The sequence below is a fragment of the Micromonospora sp. NPDC048930 genome, assembly GCF_043197935.1.
GTDB lineage: Bacteria > Actinomycetota > Actinomycetes > Mycobacteriales > Micromonosporaceae > Micromonospora.
Window position 1 is genome coordinate 153,307 of record NZ_JBICUB010000003.1, and the last position, 15,949, is coordinate 169,255.

The 15,949-nt window shown below is 71.6% G+C and carries 14 protein-coding genes; 8 read left to right on the forward strand and 6 right to left on the reverse strand.

Annotated features, from left to right (window positions below; translation table 11 throughout):
- The gene (locus ACGFI9_RS09730; RefSeq protein ID WP_393176971.1) at positions 1-1,029 is read right to left on the reverse strand and encodes a LacI family DNA-binding transcriptional regulator; all 1,029 of its coding nucleotides are present in this window, start codon (positions 1,027-1,029) and stop codon (positions 1-3) included.
- 194 nt (positions 1,030-1,223) lie between these two features.
- Between ACGFI9_RS09730 and ACGFI9_RS09735 the strand changes: the two genes are divergently transcribed.
- The 7 genes from ACGFI9_RS09735 to ACGFI9_RS09765 are packed head-to-tail and all read left to right on the forward strand — an operon-like array spanning position 1,224 to position 8,235.
- Positions 1,224-2,102, forward strand: coding sequence for an ABC transporter permease (locus ACGFI9_RS09735; RefSeq protein ID WP_393176973.1), 879 nt, complete (start codon positions 1,224-1,226; stop codon positions 2,100-2,102).
- A 16-nt stretch (positions 2,103-2,118) separates the two neighbouring features.
- The gene (locus ACGFI9_RS09740) at positions 2,119-3,138 is read left to right on the forward strand and encodes an ABC transporter substrate-binding protein (protein ID WP_393176975.1); all 1,020 of its coding nucleotides are present in this window, start codon (positions 2,119-2,121) and stop codon (positions 3,136-3,138) included.
- A gap of 4 nt (positions 3,139-3,142) precedes the next feature.
- Complete coding sequence (locus ACGFI9_RS09745; RefSeq protein WP_393176977.1) at positions 3,143-3,964, forward strand: ABC transporter ATP-binding protein; 822 nt, start codon at positions 3,143-3,145, stop codon at positions 3,962-3,964.
- 26 nt (positions 3,965-3,990) lie between these two features.
- The gene (locus ACGFI9_RS09750; protein ID WP_393176979.1) at positions 3,991-5,142 is read left to right on the forward strand and encodes a Gfo/Idh/MocA family protein; all 1,152 of its coding nucleotides are present in this window, start codon (positions 3,991-3,993) and stop codon (positions 5,140-5,142) included.
- Complete coding sequence (locus ACGFI9_RS09755; protein ID WP_393176981.1) at positions 5,139-6,302, forward strand: dihydrodipicolinate synthase family protein; 1,164 nt, start codon at positions 5,139-5,141, stop codon at positions 6,300-6,302. Before ACGFI9_RS09750 ends, ACGFI9_RS09755 begins: the two co-directional genes overlap by 4 nt.
- Positions 6,299-7,138 (forward strand): sugar phosphate isomerase/epimerase family protein, encoded by an 840-nt coding sequence (locus ACGFI9_RS09760; RefSeq protein ID WP_393176983.1) that lies wholly within the window; start codon positions 6,299-6,301, stop codon positions 7,136-7,138. Before ACGFI9_RS09755 ends, ACGFI9_RS09760 begins: the two co-directional genes overlap by 4 nt.
- Positions 7,138-8,235 carry a glycerate kinase gene (locus ACGFI9_RS09765; protein WP_393176985.1) on the forward strand — a complete coding sequence of 366 codons (1,098 nt, stop codon included), beginning with the start codon at positions 7,138-7,140 and terminating at the stop codon, positions 8,233-8,235. The genes ACGFI9_RS09760 and ACGFI9_RS09765 overlap by 1 nt, the downstream gene beginning before the upstream one ends.
- 66 nt (positions 8,236-8,301) lie before the next feature.
- Here ACGFI9_RS09765 and ACGFI9_RS09770 read toward each other — a convergent pair whose 3' ends face one another.
- Positions 8,302-8,712, reverse strand: a complete 411-nt coding sequence (locus ACGFI9_RS09770; protein WP_393176987.1) for a DoxX family protein — start codon at positions 8,710-8,712, stop codon at positions 8,302-8,304.
- 70 nt (positions 8,713-8,782) lie between these two features.
- On the opposite strand from ACGFI9_RS09770, the gene ACGFI9_RS09775 reads away from it, so the two are divergent.
- Entirely contained in the window at positions 8,783-9,457 is a 675-nt protein-coding gene (locus tag ACGFI9_RS09775) for a TetR/AcrR family transcriptional regulator (protein ID WP_393176989.1), read from the forward strand.
- A gap of 35 nt (positions 9,458-9,492) precedes the next feature.
- On the opposite strand, the gene ACGFI9_RS09780 is transcribed toward ACGFI9_RS09775, so the two are convergent.
- From ACGFI9_RS09780 to ACGFI9_RS09795, 4 genes are all read right to left on the reverse strand, one after another.
- Positions 9,493-10,848 carry a WD40 repeat domain-containing protein gene (locus ACGFI9_RS09780; RefSeq protein WP_393176991.1) on the reverse strand — a complete coding sequence of 452 codons (1,356 nt, stop codon included), beginning with the start codon at positions 10,846-10,848 and terminating at the stop codon, positions 9,493-9,495.
- Positions 10,845-11,351 (reverse strand): SigE family RNA polymerase sigma factor, encoded by a 507-nt coding sequence (locus ACGFI9_RS09785; protein WP_393176993.1) that lies wholly within the window; start codon positions 11,349-11,351, stop codon positions 10,845-10,847. The genes ACGFI9_RS09780 and ACGFI9_RS09785 overlap by 4 nt, the downstream gene beginning before the upstream one ends.
- A 340-nt stretch (positions 11,352-11,691) precedes the next feature.
- Positions 11,692-12,936 carry an SGNH/GDSL hydrolase family protein gene (locus tag ACGFI9_RS09790; RefSeq protein WP_393176995.1) on the reverse strand — a complete coding sequence of 415 codons (1,245 nt, stop codon included), beginning with the start codon at positions 12,934-12,936 and terminating at the stop codon, positions 11,692-11,694.
- Between the two features lie 733 nt (positions 12,937-13,669).
- A complete protein-coding gene (locus tag ACGFI9_RS09795; protein WP_393176997.1) occupies positions 13,670-15,784 on the reverse strand; it encodes a ThuA domain-containing protein in 2,115 nt (704 codons plus the stop codon).
- Positions 15,785-15,949: the final 165 nt, after the last annotated feature.

Here is a 15,949-nt window from a genome sequence, read left to right on the forward strand (position 1 = left end):
TCAGACCAGCTTGGCGGTGCTGGCGCGGATGACCACCTCGCCGCCGAGCCGGACGATGCGGCGGCGCCGTCCGGTGTTCTCGGTGAGCGCCATCTGCATCGCCTTCTCCCCGAGCTGCTGCAGCGGCAGGGCGACGGTGGTCAGCGGCGGGGTGAGGTCGCGGACGATGGGGATGTCGTCGAAGCCGGCGACGGAGACGTCGTCGGGCACGGAGAGTCCGTGGTCGCGCAGCGCGGCGCAGGCGCCGATGGCCATCACGTCGGTCAGCGCGAACACGCAGGTGGCGGTCAGCCCGCGGGCGAGCAGTTCGGTCATGGCGCCGTAGCCGCCGTCGCGGGTGAAGGGGGCCTCGACGATGTCGGTCGCGGCCAGGGGTACGCCGGCCTTCTTGAGTTCGTCGCGGAAGCCGCCGAGGCGGTCGGCGACGGTGGTCAGGGCGGGTGGCCCGGCGAGCACGGCGAAGCGCCGGTGGCCGAGGTCGAGCAGGGCGCGAGCCATCGCCGCCGCCCCGGCCCGGTTCTCCGGCAGGACGCTGTCGACCTTGAGGCTGCGGTGCCGGCTGACGACCGCGACCCGTCCCCCGCCGTCGAGGTAGGGCTTGAGCTCGGCTTCCATGGCCCGTTCCCAGCGGGGGTCCTCGAACCCGGAACCGGTGAGCAGGATGGCCGGGGCGCGTTCGGCGCGCAGCATCGACACGTACGCGATCTCCCGCTCGGGGTCGCGGAAGGTGCTGGCCAGCATCACGAGCAGGTCGTTGTCGCCGGCGACCCGCATGACGCCGCCGGCGACGGCGGCGAAGTAGGGGTCGCTGACGTCGTGGCAGATGACACCGACGGTGCGGTGGGAGGCGCCGGCCAGGGCGCGGGCGTGCGCGTTGGGGGTGTACGCGAGCTGCTCGGCGGCGGCCAGGACCCGGTCGCGCAGTTGCGGGGTGACCCGCATGCCGTTGAGTGCGCGGGAGGCCGTGGCGAGTGAGACCTCGGCGGCTCTGGCCACGTCTTCCAGCGTCACGTGGGTCCGTGGCTGCATGAGTTTCCCCCTGCGGAACTTCTTGACCGGATTATTTCGGCGTGGTTACCGTAGCACCCTGAAAGCGCTTACTGAAAGCGCATTCAGGGCCGGTTCCCCGTCCTCACCGGGGCCGTCCGGTCGTGCCGACGGCACGCGCCTACCCAGCGGCTGAGAACCCGGGATCACCGGCCAGCCAAGGAGAACGGAGGGTCATGGCCGCGCAGAGCACCATCGAGCAATGGGAGCCCAGCGCCCCCGTCCGCACCCCCGCGCCGGCCGCCCGCCGCCGGTCCGGCGCCGGCGCCGGCCTGCTCCGGTTCGCCCGCAGCACCTGGCGCCCCGCCGCCGTCCTCGCGGCGATCTTCGTCGTGTGGTGGGCGGTGACCGCGGCGGACCTGGTCAAGCCGTATCTGGTTCCCTCACCGGGCACGACGCTGGACGTCGTGACCGCCCAGACCGGCTACTTCGCGCACCACACCTGGATCACCACCTACGAAACCATCCTGGGTTTCGCGATCGCGATCGTGGTCGGCGTCGTCTCCGCCGTCGTCATGGTGTACTCCCCGACGGTCGAGAAGAGCCTCTACCCGCTGCTGCTGTTCGCCCAGGTCATCCCGAAGATCGCCATCGCGCCGCTGTTCATCGTGTGGCTCGGCTTCGGGCTCACCCCGAAGGTCGTCGTCGCGGTCCTGATGGCCTTCTTCCCGATCGTCATCTCCACGGTCACCGGCCTGAAGTCGATCGACCCGGAGATGCTGCAACTGTCGGCGACCATGGGCGCGGGCCCGGGGCAGACGTTCACGAAAATCCGCTTCCCGGCTGCCCTGCCGCACCTGTTCGCCGGCCTCAAGGTCGCCGCCACGATGGCCGTCACCGGCGCCGTGGTGGGCGAGTTCGTCGGCGCCAACGAGGGCCTCGGCTACGTGATCCTGCAGGCCAACGGCAACCTCGACACCCCGACGCTCTTCGCCGGGCTGCTCATCATGTCGCTGCTCGGCGTCGTCCTGTTCGTGGCCGTGGAACTGCTCGAGTACCTCGTCCTTCCATGGCACGCGAGTCGCCGTACCGACGCCGCTACGACGTCGCTCTGAATAGGAGAACCGTCCCATGAAGTTGCGCACCCTCGTCGCCGCCCTCGTGCCGGCGCTGATACTCGCCACCACCGCCGCCTGCGGCTCGTCCTCGGACGAGCAGGCCAAGAACGCCCAGGGCCTGGACAAGGTCACCCTCACCCTCAACTGGTACCCGTACGGCGAGCACGCCCCGTTCTACTACGGCAAGAAGCAGGGCATCTTCGCCAAGCACGGCATCGACCTGACCATCCAGGCCGGGCAGGGCTCGCAGAAGACCGTGCAGGCCACCGCCGCCGGGCAGACCGACTTCGGCTGGGCCGACACCCCGGCCCTGCTGTCGGCCGTCGGGCAGGGCATGAACGTCAAGAGCGTCGGCGTGTTCCTGCAGACCACCCCGTCGTCGGTGCAGTTCTTCAGCGACAAGAACATCAGCTCCCCCGCCGACCTCAAGGGCAAGACCATCGCCTCCACCGCCGGTGACGCGCTGAGCAAGACGTTCCCGGCCTTCCTCAAGGCCAACGGCCTCGCCCCGACCGACGTGACCCTGCAGAACACCGACCCGGCCGGCAAGATGGCCGCGGTCATGTCGGGCAAGACCGACGCGCTGCTGGGCTTCGCCACCGACCAGGGCCCGACGATGCAGGAGAAGGCCGGCAAGCAGGTCTCCTACCTCAAGTTCGCCGAGCACGGCCTGAGCTTCTACAGCAACGGCCTGATCGCCTCCACCGACACCATCAAGAACAAGCAGGACCTGGTGAAGCGGATGGTCGCGGCCAGCAGCGAGGCCTGGGCCGCCGCCGAGAAGGACGCGGCCGGCGCCGTCACGGCGATGCAGGGCGCCTCCCAGCAGCTGCCGTCGGAGAAGGTGCTCACCGACCAGTTCAACGCCACGCTGCAGCTGCTCCACACCGACGCCACCAAGGGCCAGGCCCCGGGCGTCAACGACGAAGCCGACTGGACCAAGACCATCACCGTCTTCGCCGACGCGGGTGTGATCAGCAAGGCGGAGTCGCCGTCGGCGTACTGGGACGCGAGCTTCGCCCCGAAGGGATGAACCGATGACGGTCGGCAACACCACCACGCAGCGACCCGACGACGCCACGACCACCGGCGCCGCCGTCGAGATCGACCAGGTCGCGGTCCGCTTCCGTACCAAGAAGAAGGACGTCACCGCGCTGCGCGACGTCTCGCTGCGGATCGAGCCGGGCGAGTTCGTCTCGATCGTCGGCGCCTCCGGCTGCGGCAAGTCGACGCTGCTGAAGCTGGTGTCCGGCCTGCTGCGGCCCTCGTCCGGCCAGGTCCGCCTGCACGGCGAGGACGTGCGGGGGCCGCGGCGCGACATCGGGTACGTCTTCCAGCGCGCCGCGCTGCTGGAGTGGCGTACGGCCCGGCGCAACATCCTGCTCCAGGCGGAGATGCGGCGCCTGCCCAAGGCGCAGGTACGCCAGCGCGTCGACGAACTGATCGAGATGACCGGGCTGACCGGCTTCGAGGACGCGTACCCGAACGAGCTGTCCGGTGGGATGCAGCAGCGCGTGGCCCTGTGCCGCGCGCTGCTGCACCGCCCCCCGGTCCTGCTGATGGACGAGCCGTTCGGGGCCCTGGACGCCCTCACCCGGGAGCAGATGAACGTCGAGCTGCGGCGGATCTGGCGGGAGACGGGCACCACGGTCCTGCTCGTCACCCACTCCATCGCCGAGGCGGTCTACCTGGCCAACCGGGTGATCGTCATGACCCCTCGACCCGGCACCGTCGCCGAGGTCATCGACGTCGACCTCCCGGTCGAGCGTGACTACGGCCAGACGATGTCCGAGCCGGAGTTCGCCCGCGCCACGGGACGCATCCGCGACCTGCTGGGTGCGACGACGACCGCCGAATAACCACCGGACCTGGGAAGGAAACACACGTGGAGCGCACGTCTATCGGGATCATCCTCAACGGCGTGACCGGACGGATGGGCTACCGCCAGCACCTCGTCCGGTCCCTGCTCGCCATCCGCGAGCAGGGCGGACTGCCGGCCCGCGACGGCAGCCGCATCTGGCCGGAGCTGACCCTGGTGGGCCGTAACGAGGCCAAGCTCGCCGAGATCGCCGCCCGGCACGGGCTGACGTCGTACACCACCGACCTGGACGCCGCGCTCGCCGACGACTCCCACCAGATCTACTTCGACGCGCAGGTGACCGCGCAGCGGGAGAAGGCGATCCGGGCGGCGATCGAGGCCGGCAAGCACGTCTACACGGAGAAGCCCCTCGCGGAGGAGCTGACCGGATCGCTGGAGCTGGCCCGGCTCGCCGCCGCCAAGGGCGTCAAGAACGGTGTGGTGCAGGACAAGCTGTTCCTGCCCGGGTTGCGCAAGCTCAAGCGGCTGGTCGACGGCGGGTTCTTCGGCCGGATCCTGTCGGTGCGCGGCGAGTTCGGCTACTGGGTGTTCGAGGGCGACTGGCAGGACGCCCAGCGGCCGAGCTGGAACTACCGCACCGAGGACGGCGGCGGCATCACCGTGGACATGTTCCCGCACTGGCACTACGTGCTGGAGCAGATCTTCGCCCCGGTGACCGCGGTGACCGCGCACATCGCCACCCACATCCCCGAGCGGGTCGACGAGAACGGCCAGACCTACCGGGCCACCGCCGACGACGCCGCGTACGGCATCTTCGAGCTGGCCGGCGGCATCACCGCGCAGATCAACTCGTCCTGGGCGGTGCGGGTGTACCGGGACGAGCTGGTCGAGTTCCAGGTCGACGGCACCCACGGCAGCGCCGTCGCGGGCCTGCGGAACTGCCGCATCCAGCACCGCGGCGCCACCCCGATGCCGGTGTGGAACCCGGACCTGCCGGTCACCGAGAACTTCCGCGCCCAGTGGCAGACCGTGCCGGACAACGAGGAGTTCGACAACGGGTTCAAGGTCCAGTGGGAGGCGTTCCTGCGCCACGTCGTCGACGACGAGCCGTTCCCGTGGGACTTCCTGGCCGGCGTCCGCGGCGTGCAGCTCGCCGAGGCCGGGCTGCGCTCCGCCCGCGAGGGCCGCCGGGTGGAGATCGAGGAGATCACGCTGTGACCGCGCGGATCACCCTGCCCACCCCGGGCGGCGGTGCCGAGACGCTGACCCTGCGCGAGCCGGCCGGCTGGCAGCGGCCCGCCGCGCTACCGGCCAGCCGGATCGCGTACGCGGCGGCGCACGTGGTCGCCGACCCGTACGCCGACAACGCCCCCGGCCAGCCCGCCCGGCTGGACTGGGACGCCACGCTCGGGGTACGCCGCAACCTCTGGTCCTGGGGGCTCGGCGTCGCCGAGGCGATGGACACCGCCCAGCGCGGCATGGGGCTGGACTGGGCCGCCACCCGGGAGCTGATCCGCCGCAGCGCCGCCGAGGCCGCCGCCTGCGGCGGGCGGATCGTGGCCGGCGCGGCCACCGACCAGCTCACCGCCGTGCCCGACACCCTCGACGAGGTCGTCACCGCGTACGCCGAACAGGTCGCCTTCGTGCAGAACTGCGGCGCGACCGCGGTGATCATGGCCAGCCGGCAGCTCGCCGCCCTGGCCACCGGGCCGGACGACTACCTGCGCGTCTACGAGCAGGTGCTGCGGGAGACCAGCGCGCCGGTCGTACTGCACTGGCTCGGCGACATGTTCGACCCCGCCCTGGCCGGCTACTGGGGGTCGACCGACCTCGACGAGGCGACCAAGACGTTCGTGGCGCTGATCCACGCCCACGCGAACGTCATCGACGGGGTGAAGGTCTCGCTGCTCGACGCCGCCCGGGAGGTCCGGCTGCGCGAACTGCTGCCGCCCACCGTCAAGGTCTACACCGGCGACGACTACCACTACCCCGAGCTGATCGCCGGCGACGGCGGGCAGTTCAGCCACGCCCTGCTCGGCGCGTTCGCCGCCATCGCCCCCGCCGCCTCGGCGGCCCTGCAACGCCTCGACGCCGGCGACACCGCGGGCTTCCGCGACGTCCTGGACCCGACCGTGCCGCTGTCCCGGCACGTCTTCGCCCCACCGACCCAGTACTACAAGACGGGCATCGCGTTCCTGTCCTGGCTCAACGGCTTCCAACCCGGGTTCACCATGGTCGGCGGGCTGCACAGCGGCCGCAGCGTCCCGCACCTGGTGCAGGCGTTCCGCCTCGCCGACACCGCCGGCCTGCTGCTCGACCCCGACCTGGCCGTCGACCGGATGCGCCGGTACCTGTCGGTCGCGGGGGTGACCGCGTGAACCCCACCGACCCGCGGCTGGCGCGGCTGTCGCTCAACCAGCGCACCACGGAACGCTGGTCGGTGCGCGAGGCCGTCGAGGGCTGCGTCCGGGCCGGCATACCGGCGATCGGGCTGTGGCGCGAACCGGTGGCCGAGATCGGGGTGCCGGCCGCCGCGAAGCTCGTCGCCGACGCGGGGCTGCGGGTGTCGTCGCTGTGCCGGGGCGGGTTCCTCACCGCCGGCGGCGAGGCCGGCCGCGTCGCGCTGGAGGACAACCGGCGCGCCATCGACGAGGCCGCCGGCCTCGGCACCGACTGCCTCGTGATGGTGGTCGGCGGGCTGCCGCCCGGGTCCCGCGACCTGATCGGCGCCCGGCAGCGGGTCGCCGACGCGCTCGCCGAACTGGCCCCGTACGCGGGCGAGCGCGGCGTCCGGCTGGCGCTGGAGCCGCTGCACCCGATGTACTGCGCCGACCGGGCCGTCCTGTCCACCCTGGGGCAGGCGCTCGACCTCGCCGAACCGTTCCCGGTCGCGCAGGTGGGCGTCGTGGTCGACACCTTCCACATCTGGTGGGACCCGGACGTGTGGCGGCAGATCGAACGGGCCGGCGACCGGATCGCCAGCTTCCAGGTCTGCGACTTCCTCACCCCGCTCCCGGCGGACGTGCTGCTCGGCCGGGGCATGATGGGCGACGGCCACATCGACTTCCCACCGTTCCGGCGGGCCGTCGAGCGGGCCGGCTACACCGGCGACACCGAGGTGGAGATCTTCAACGCCGACGTGTGGGCCACCGACCCCGACGAGGTCCTGGCCACCATGAAGGACCGCTACCTCCAACTGGTCCTGGCGGACTGATGCGGGTCGTCGTCGCGCCGGACTCGTTCAAGGGCAGCGTGCCCGCCGACGACGCCGCCCGCGCCCTCGCCGGCGGCTGGCTCGCCCATCGGCCCGGTGACGACGTACGGCTGCTCCCGCTGGCCGACGGCGGCGAAGGCACCGTTGACGCCTTCGCCGCCGCCCTGCCCGACGCCGAACGCCGCACGGTGACCGTGCCTGGGCCCGACGGCCGGCCGGTGTCCGCCGCCTGGCTGCTGCTGCCCGACGGCGCTGCGGTGCTGGAACTCGCCCAGTCCAGCGGCCTGCCGCTGATGGCCGCGCCGGACCCGCTCGGTGCCCACACGTACGGGCTCGGCGCGGTCGCCCGGGCGGCGCTGGACGCCGGGGCCACCCGCCTCGTCATCGGACTCGGCGGCTCCGCGTCCACCGACGGCGGCACCGGCGCGATGCGTGCCCTCGGCCTACGGCTGCGCGACGGCCAGGGCCGGGACCTGCCGCTCGGCGGCGCCGCCCTGGCCGACCTGGCCCACATCGACACCGCGGATCTGCTTCCCGCCCCGCCCGGCGGGGTGCAGTTGCTGGTGGACGTGACCGCGCCGCTGACTGGCCCGGCCGGCGCCGCCGCGGTGTTCGGGCCGCAGAAGGGCGCTGACCCGGCGGACGTGGCGGTGCTGGACGCGGCGCTGCGCCGGCTCGCCGAGGTGGCCGGCGGGGACCCTGAGGAGCCGGGAGCCGGTGCGGCGGGCGGCACCGCGTACGGGCTGGCGGCGTTGTGGGGGGCGCGGATCACGCCGGGCGCGTCCACGATCGCCGGGCTGGTGGGCCTGGTGGAGGCGGTGGCCGGGGCGGACGTGGTGCTCACCGGCGAGGGTCGGTTCGACCAGACCTCGCTGACCGGCAAGGTGGTCGGCTCGCTGCTGGAGTCCGCGGCATCCACCGGCGTACGCGTCGCGGTGGTCGCCGGGCAGGTGGCCGGGCCCGTGCCCGGGTCGGTGTCGGCGGCGGTGTCCCTGGTGGATGTCGCCGGCTCGGTCGACGCGGCGATGGAGGAACCCACGAGGTGGCTGACCGAGGCCGGTGGCCTGCTGGCCGACCAGCTCAGCGCAACAGCCTGATCGGAAACCGGGTCAGCATCTGCTTCATGCCGATCACCTGCGCAACGACGGAAGGGCTCGCGGCGTTCAGAGGCGACGTGCGGGTGGACGCCAGGCCCAGGAGAGCATCGCCATCCCCGCGAACATGGTGGGAGCGATGAGGGTGCCCGGGGCTTGGCGCATGGCGACGTGGGAGGCGGCCGCGCCGATCATGTTGATCATGATGCCGGCGTAGGCCCATTCCTTCAGTCGTGGCAGCCCGGGCGCCAGCACCACCCCGGCCGCGATGAGCTTCGCGGTGCCCATGATCGTGGCGAGGTAGCCGGGATATCCCAGGTCGATCATCACCGGGTAGAACGGCGCCATGCGGAAGAGGTCCATCGCGCCGCCGACCGCGCATTCACCGACGACGAACACGGTGGGCACCCAGTAGGCGGCGGTGCGGTATCGGTGAGCAGCGGTTGACGTGGCGGGCGCGGTAGCTGGCGCTCGTGGCATCGGACTCTCCTATCGAAACGGAGACGTTTTCTTATTACGAGTACGGTACCGTTTCGATGGAGGTGGGGCAATGGACAACGATCCTCGACCAGGCGGCGAGCCGCGAGGGCCGGTCTCACGCGGGGCGGGCGCCCGGCAGCGTGTGCTGCAGGCCGCCCTCCAGGTGCTCGACGAGCATGGCCTGGCCGGCTTCACCATGGAGGCCGTGGCCCGGCAGGCCGGCGCGAGCAAGGCCACCCTGTACCGGCACTGGCCCACCGCCGGCGCGCTCATGGTCGACGCCATGGACGCCACGTTCCAGCCCTTCCCCGTGCCCGACACCGGCCGCGTGGAAACGGACGTCGCCCAGCTGCTCACCGCCTTCGTCACCCTGCTCGAACACACCCCGTTCCCGCGCCTGCTCGCCGCCTTCATCGACGCCGCCGAACGCGACTCGACCCTCGCGGCCCTCCACGCCGACCTGACCCGCCGCCGCCGCGAGCCGCTCCTGCTCGCGCTGAACCGCGCCCGCGAGCGCGGCCAACTGCCCGGCGATCTCGACCCGGAGCTGGCCATCGACCTGCTCACGGGCCCGTTCTTCTACCGCCGCTTCATCGCCCACCGACCCATCCCCCCGAGCCTGGTCGACGACGTCATCGCCCAGGTGCTCGGCACCACCGGGCCACAAGCCACCAAGGACCACGCGGCCGCCGCGTCCACTCCCGAGACCGCCAACCGCCGCAGTCGTCACCGACCGTCCAGATAGGGCTTTCCCGCTGCGGTCCGTGCCGGCGAGAGGCGTCAGCGACGCGCCGACCGACGTCTCCGGCGCCACAGCAGGTACGCGGCGCCGAGGACGAGGACGCCGAGGACGGCGTTGACGAGCATCGGCCACGGGCCGCGTTGCGGGCGACCGGCGTTCCGGACGGTGAGGTCGGGCAGCAGGCCGGTGGCGAGGTGCAGGTCGAAGAGCTGGCAGCTCTGGGTGCCCAGCTCGCAGGTACGGCCGGTGTCGAAGTGGGACAGGGTCCGGCGGGTACCGGCACCCAACCGCACCTCGGCCAGCGAGGCGTGACCCGCGTCGTTGACGGTCGCGACGACCAGGCTGCCCGCCGAGCGCCAGCCGAGCAGTTGCACGACGTCCGGGACCGGTGCTGGTGGCGTGCCGGTGCCCGTGACGGGCAGGAACGTGATGTCGCCGACCTTCCACAGGAAGACGCCATGACTGGTGTCGCCGCCCCTGGTGCCATCGAACGGTCCGTCCGACAGCCACGGCACGGTGGCGAGGAGCGTCCCGTCCGGCGACCAGCCGACCTCGGCGGCCAACTCGCGCCCGCCCGGGATCTGCACGCTGCCGTACTCGCGGCCGTCGAGGTCGAGGAGGTGGGCCGTCTGGCCGACCTGCACGGCGAGCCGCCGGCTGTCCGGCGCGAACGACGCCGTCCACGCTGGCTTGATCGCCGGCACCTCCGTGCTGCGCCCGGTCGACAGGTCGAGCAGCCGCAGCGTGCCGGTGCGGGCCACCTCGGCCTCGACGACGTTGACGGTGCCGAACTCCCCGGAGTTGGTGAGCGGCGCGGCGCTGTACGCGACGTGCCGGCCGTCGGGCGACCAGGCCAGCAGCCGCACGCCGACCCGGTCCCCGAGCGGGATCGACCGGCGCTCGCCGGTGGCCAGGTCGACGAGGATCAGATCGGCGGTCGCGCCGCGGTCGTCGCCGAGCAGCACGCGGGTGCCGTCCGGGGCGAGCAGCGCCGACGGGCGGTCCCGCTCCTCCATGGTGTCGACCCGCCGGTACGTGTCCCGGTCGGCCCCGACGACCAGCGACTGGAACATGTTGACCGTCTCACCGTTGCCGTAACCGTAGAGGGCAATCGCGCGGCCGGGCGGAGCCGCCGTGACGGTGCTGGTGAGCATCGAGTACCCGGCGAAGCGGTCCGGCAGGCTGGGCCTGGTCGCCAGGGCCTCGGGATGGACGGGAAGCGGGACGCCGGGCACGACCAGGGCAGCCAGGACGAGCACAACCGCTGCCCAGCCCGCGGTGAGGGCGACACGGTGGCGTCGCGCCGACCGACGACCCCGGGTCAGCACCGTGTCCAGGTAGCCGGGCGGCAGCGGCGGCGGATCGTCCGGCAGGGTGGCGAACAGTTCTCTCATGGTGTGTCCGCCCCTCCCGGCACGTAGTTGGGCAGCAGGCGGCGCAGCGCCGCGATCGCGTACGAGGTCTGGCTCTTGACCGTTCCGGTCGAGCAGCCCAGCGCCGCGGCGGTCTGCGCGACGTCGAGGTCCTCCCAGTACCGCAGGACCAGCACCGCGCGTTGCCCGCGGGACAGCTTCGTGAGGGCGGCCAGCAGGTCGACGCGGTGTTCGGCACCGACCAGCGGCGCCGCCGGGGGCCCGGTCACGTCGGCCACGGGCCGGACGCGGCGGGTCCAGGACCGCTCCCGCTCGGCCAGGTAGGCGTGGACCAGCATCGCCCGGACGTACGCGTCGAGCGAGTCCGCCGCCGTCGCCTTGCGCCAGTGCCGGTACAGCGCGACGAGGCACTCCTGCACCAGGTCGTCGGCGGCCGACCACTGCCCGCACAGCCGGTACGCCAGCCGTCGCAGCCACGGCATCCGTGCCTGCACGTACTCGACGTACTCTCGTTCATTCCGCAACCCGGCCTCCCGCAACACTATGAGGGGTCCGGAGCCTGTTTCGGTTGTGGCCGGCGGTCGGCGGAATGCCGATCACGGGCCGCGCTGCGGGCGATCGCTCAATGCCCGGTCGGACAGGACCGCCGTTCCGTCTACGGCACGTACGGTCGCGCTGAGGTCGATCGAGCGACAGGTGACGCAGTCCAGGGGGAATCCCGCCACCGTCGCTGTCCCGCCTGCGGACGCGTCGTGCGGCTCGGCCCGTGGGGCCTGCGCCGACCTGGCGCGGGCCCCACGCACGTCTCCGCTCAGCGCTGACCGGGCGGTGTCCGAGAGCAGCCGAGGTGGAGCGCCGGTGTTGCTACCGCGTGCACTCGAGCTGGCTGAGGTCGACGGCGTTGGCCATCGCCTGGTAGCCGGCGTCGCTCGGGTGCAGGTGGTCGCCGACGTCGTAGGCCGGCAGGAACCGCTTGGGGTTGGCGGGGTCGCGGGTGACCTGGTCGAAGTCGATGACCCCGTCGAACTCGCCGCTGGTCCTGATCCACGTGTTCACCTGCTCACGGATGACCTCCTTGGCCGGGCTGTAGTAGCCGGCACCCTCGAACGGGGTGAGCGTGGCACCCAGGATGCAGGTCTGGTTGGTGTGGGCGCGTGCGATCAGGATCCGGTAGGCCGAGATCAGCTGGTCGGCCGACGTCGCGACACCACCGCCGATGTCGTTGATGCCTTCCATGAGGATGACGGTGCGTACGTCGGGCTGGGACAGCACATCCCGGTCGAACCTGGCCTGGACGTTCACCCCGGCACCATCGGTGAGGACCCGGTTGCCGGAGATGCCCTCGTTCATGACCCCGAACTGGTGCGCCGGGGGCTGTTCCGCGATGCGGCGGGCCAGGTAGTTCGGCCACCGGCGGTTGGCATCGCGCGTGGACCCGAAGCCGTCGGTGATGGAGTCGCCGAGCGTGGCCACGGTGTCCACCTGCTCCCGCTGGTCGACGACCAGCGCGTCGACCCAGTACCAACGGGTCGCCTGCTGCGTGAAGGCCCCGCCGTCGGTGTCCGCTGCGTGATCGCCCGCCCCGGAAATGTAGTTCGTCTGCATGGCCAGGTTGTGGCCGGTCAGGCTGCCGCTGGCGCCCTTCACGTGGATGCTGACCGTGAGGTTGGTGTCGGCGGGCACGTCGCCCGGCAGCGGGTCGCTGAGCACCTCGGCGCCGTTGGGGACGGTCACCGTCGTGCTGCCGGCGAAGGTGACCTGCCGGTTGGTGCCCGGTACGACGGCGGCGCCCTCGCTCTGGATGCCAACGTAGACGGAGTCGAAGGTCACGATGCGGTCGCCGAACACGTTCGACAGCGAGACGCGCAGGTTCGTGCCGCCGATGCTGGTGTGGACGATGTTGCGGACCGTCTGGTCGGTGAACGACCCGCCGGTGCGGTCCGCGCTGGCACCCCAGGTGACGACCTGGTCGGTGGTCACCGAGGTCGCCCGGGTGGAGGCGTCGGAGTCGGGCTCGGCGGCGACCGGTCCGGTGAGGGCGGCGACCGTTGCAAGGCCCGCGGCGACGGCGAGGCCGGCGGTGACCAACGGCATGCGTGATCGATTCATCAGGAATGGCTCCCTCAGTGGTGGTGGTGGTTCCGGGTTTCGGCACTTGCCCGGGCCGGGGAAATGCCTCGGCGCGAATGGTCGACCATGGACCGTTCAGCAGTCAGGAGCCGGGATCGCCGGCCGTTCAACTGAATGCCAACGCATAGATCACATTAGTTGCGCTGACGGCACCGCGCAGCAGTTTGATCCGGCAGCTGAGTTGAACGGCTTCAACCGCGCGACGAGCGGTTCCCATACGCCGACAAGCGGTTGTCCTCATCGCCAGCTCGACAAATCCGCCGAACCGTTGGAGGCGTCCAATTCCAGGCTCCATCGACGGTGTCGTGGCTGGCCGGGCACGTCGTATCAGCGCACGCAGTTTCCGGTCGACGGTTCTGGCTGGTCGATATGCGACCACGACACCAGGGCCGCCTGCTACCGCACATGCCCGACCCTGATCGCCATTCGCCAACGATAGCGTTGCGGCGTTGTGCGGCCCTTCGGTGCGCCATTCCAGATGGCCGCCGAGATAGCCCGGTGTCACGGTCTGTGGCGTGGTGGGGCCGACCGAGCCGGTCGACGAAGACGGCGATGTCGACGAGGCTCCACGGCAGCCGGCAAAGGGCCGGGCACGTACTATTGACCGATCGGCCGCCCGCGCGGCAGCAATTGAAAGTGGTTGGCGGACCCGCCGCGACAATCCTCGCCCGCGTTGCCGCCGGCCCGGGGAGGGCCGGCGGCAACCAAGGGGTCAGGACGATTTCAACGCCAACATCCAGTCCCGCAGCTGGCGGGCCTGACGGTCGAGTTCGGCACGCGCTGCCTCGCTGCCGGCGGCGGGGGTGCCGGCGATCGCGATGATCCGGTTGAGCGGCGTGGTGGCGGCCGGGTAATCCTGCCGCAGGTAGGCGGCCTGGGCGTCGTCGAGCAGCGCGGAGGCGGCCGCGGCCGGCTCCGCGTCCAGCGCCCCGGCGGCAGCGCCGCCGCTGATCAGCGTCCGGGTCTGCCGGAAGGTGGAGCAGTTCGCCTCGGTCTGCCCGGCCGTCCAGTGGATACCGCTCAGCAGGATCCGGGTGAACGGGTCACGGTAGTACTGCGCACGGTCGTGGCCGAGGATGAGCGAGAACTCGCGTCCGCCGTCGTACTCCTGGCACCACGCGATCGGGTGGTCCCCGTTCATAAGGCGCAGCGGGTTGGTCGCGGCGTTGCCACTGTTGAGGCTCCGCTGGTACGACGACTCGTCGAGGCTCAGCAACGTGTGCACCTCGGCGCGCGGGTTGTGGTCGAAGTTGTACAGCTCGTCGATGGTGAGCCAGGTCTTCGGCAAGTGCGCGACGGCGGGGTTCGTCGGGTCCTCCGTGTTGACCCGCACGTTGATGCAGCTTCCGCAGGTGCCTTCGCCGTTCTGGCCGCCCGGGTGGTTGGTGAACCACGCGCCGACCAGGTCGCGGTACCAGGGCACGTTGTGGATCGCGTCCGACGCCCCGTGCAGCCCGACGTACCCGCCACCGGCCCGGATGTACGCCTGGAAGGCGGCCAGTTCGCTCGCGTTGAGCGCGTCCGCCTCCGGGGCGCTGTTGGGGTTCGTCCCGTCCACCGGCGAGGAGAAGATGATGGTTTTGTACTTCGCCAGGTCGGCGGCGGAGGTGAACGGCGTGCTCGGCAGCGACGCGGGGGCGAGCCTCGGGTCCCAGATGTCCACGTCGAAGCCGTACTGCTCGCCCAACCGCTGGACGAGCAGGGCGGTGTCCGGGATGTGGTCGTGGCGGAAGCCCTTGGTGGCCGAGAAGTACAGCACCCGGAAGCTGGCGCCGGGGAAGTTCGTCGACGCCCCGAGCGGCGTGGCGGCGGGGATCGGGTTCGGTCCCGCCGCCGGCGTGACGGTCATGCCGGTGGCCGGATCCTCTGGAAGTGTGCCGGTGACCTGCTGCTGCAGGTAGCGGGCGTCGCCGACCAGCGTGTCCCGGGCGGCGCCGGGTTCCCGCTGCGCGGCGGCGACGAACTGGTTGAGGGCGCGTACGGCGCCGGTGGTGTCGCCGGTGTCCGCCAGGCTCGCCGCCTCCGCCAACGTGGCGCGCAGGCTCTCCGCGGCGGCGGCGCTGATCGCCTCGCTGGTGACGAAACCGGCGATGAGGGCGTCGAGGTCGGCGAAGGACGTGGTCACCACGAATGCCTGGTCGAAGCGTGCGGCGTTGCCGGCCGCGTCGCTGGCCACGAGGCTGATCGTGTGCCCGCCGGTGCTCAGCGTGGAGGTGGCGACGGGCAGCGGGGTGACCTCGGCGCCGTCGATCCACATCCGGTGGATGAAGACGCCGCCGGAGCCGGGAGCCGGGTCGGTCCGGGTCGGGATCAGCGTCGCGGTGTGCCCGACGTGCCCGTCGACGATGCCCGGCCAGCCGACCACCGGCGCGACGGTGTCGATCCGGATGGTGATGGTGCGGGCCGCCTCGACCGAGCCGTCACCGCCGACGGCCCGGTACCCGACGGCCGTGCTGCCCTGCTGGGTGATCTGGACCGAGCCGGTCAGGCTCGCGGGGTACGGGGCGGCCGCGGACGCCGCGGTCTGGAACGGGGCCGCGTTGCCGAGCCGGTACTCCAGGCGCTGGACACCGTTGACCCCGTCGGTGGCGGAGAGGTTCAGGGTGACCGGGCCTCGGTACCAGCCGTTGGTGCCGGTGGGGGCGGTCGGGGTGAGGACGGCCGGCGCGCTGGTCGGCGCGGCCCATGCGGGGGTGCCGACGGCGAGCGAACCAGCGGACAGGGTCGCGGCCGGTAGGACGGCGGCGACGAGGCAGCGCAGCAGACGCCGGCGGGGGTCTGTGCCTGCTCGGCGGGTTCTTACGACCAGAGGAGGTTGGCTGGGCATGTGGTTCCTTTCCAGTTCCAGCGCGGGAAGTGGAGGCGGATCTCGACGAGCCAGTAGCAGGGAGCATGCGCATCGATGCGGGAGGTGCCCTGAGCGAGAGGCTATCGCCGACCACAGCCAAAAGATATATGGAAAACAAGGAAACTTTTGCCTAGGGAATCAAAA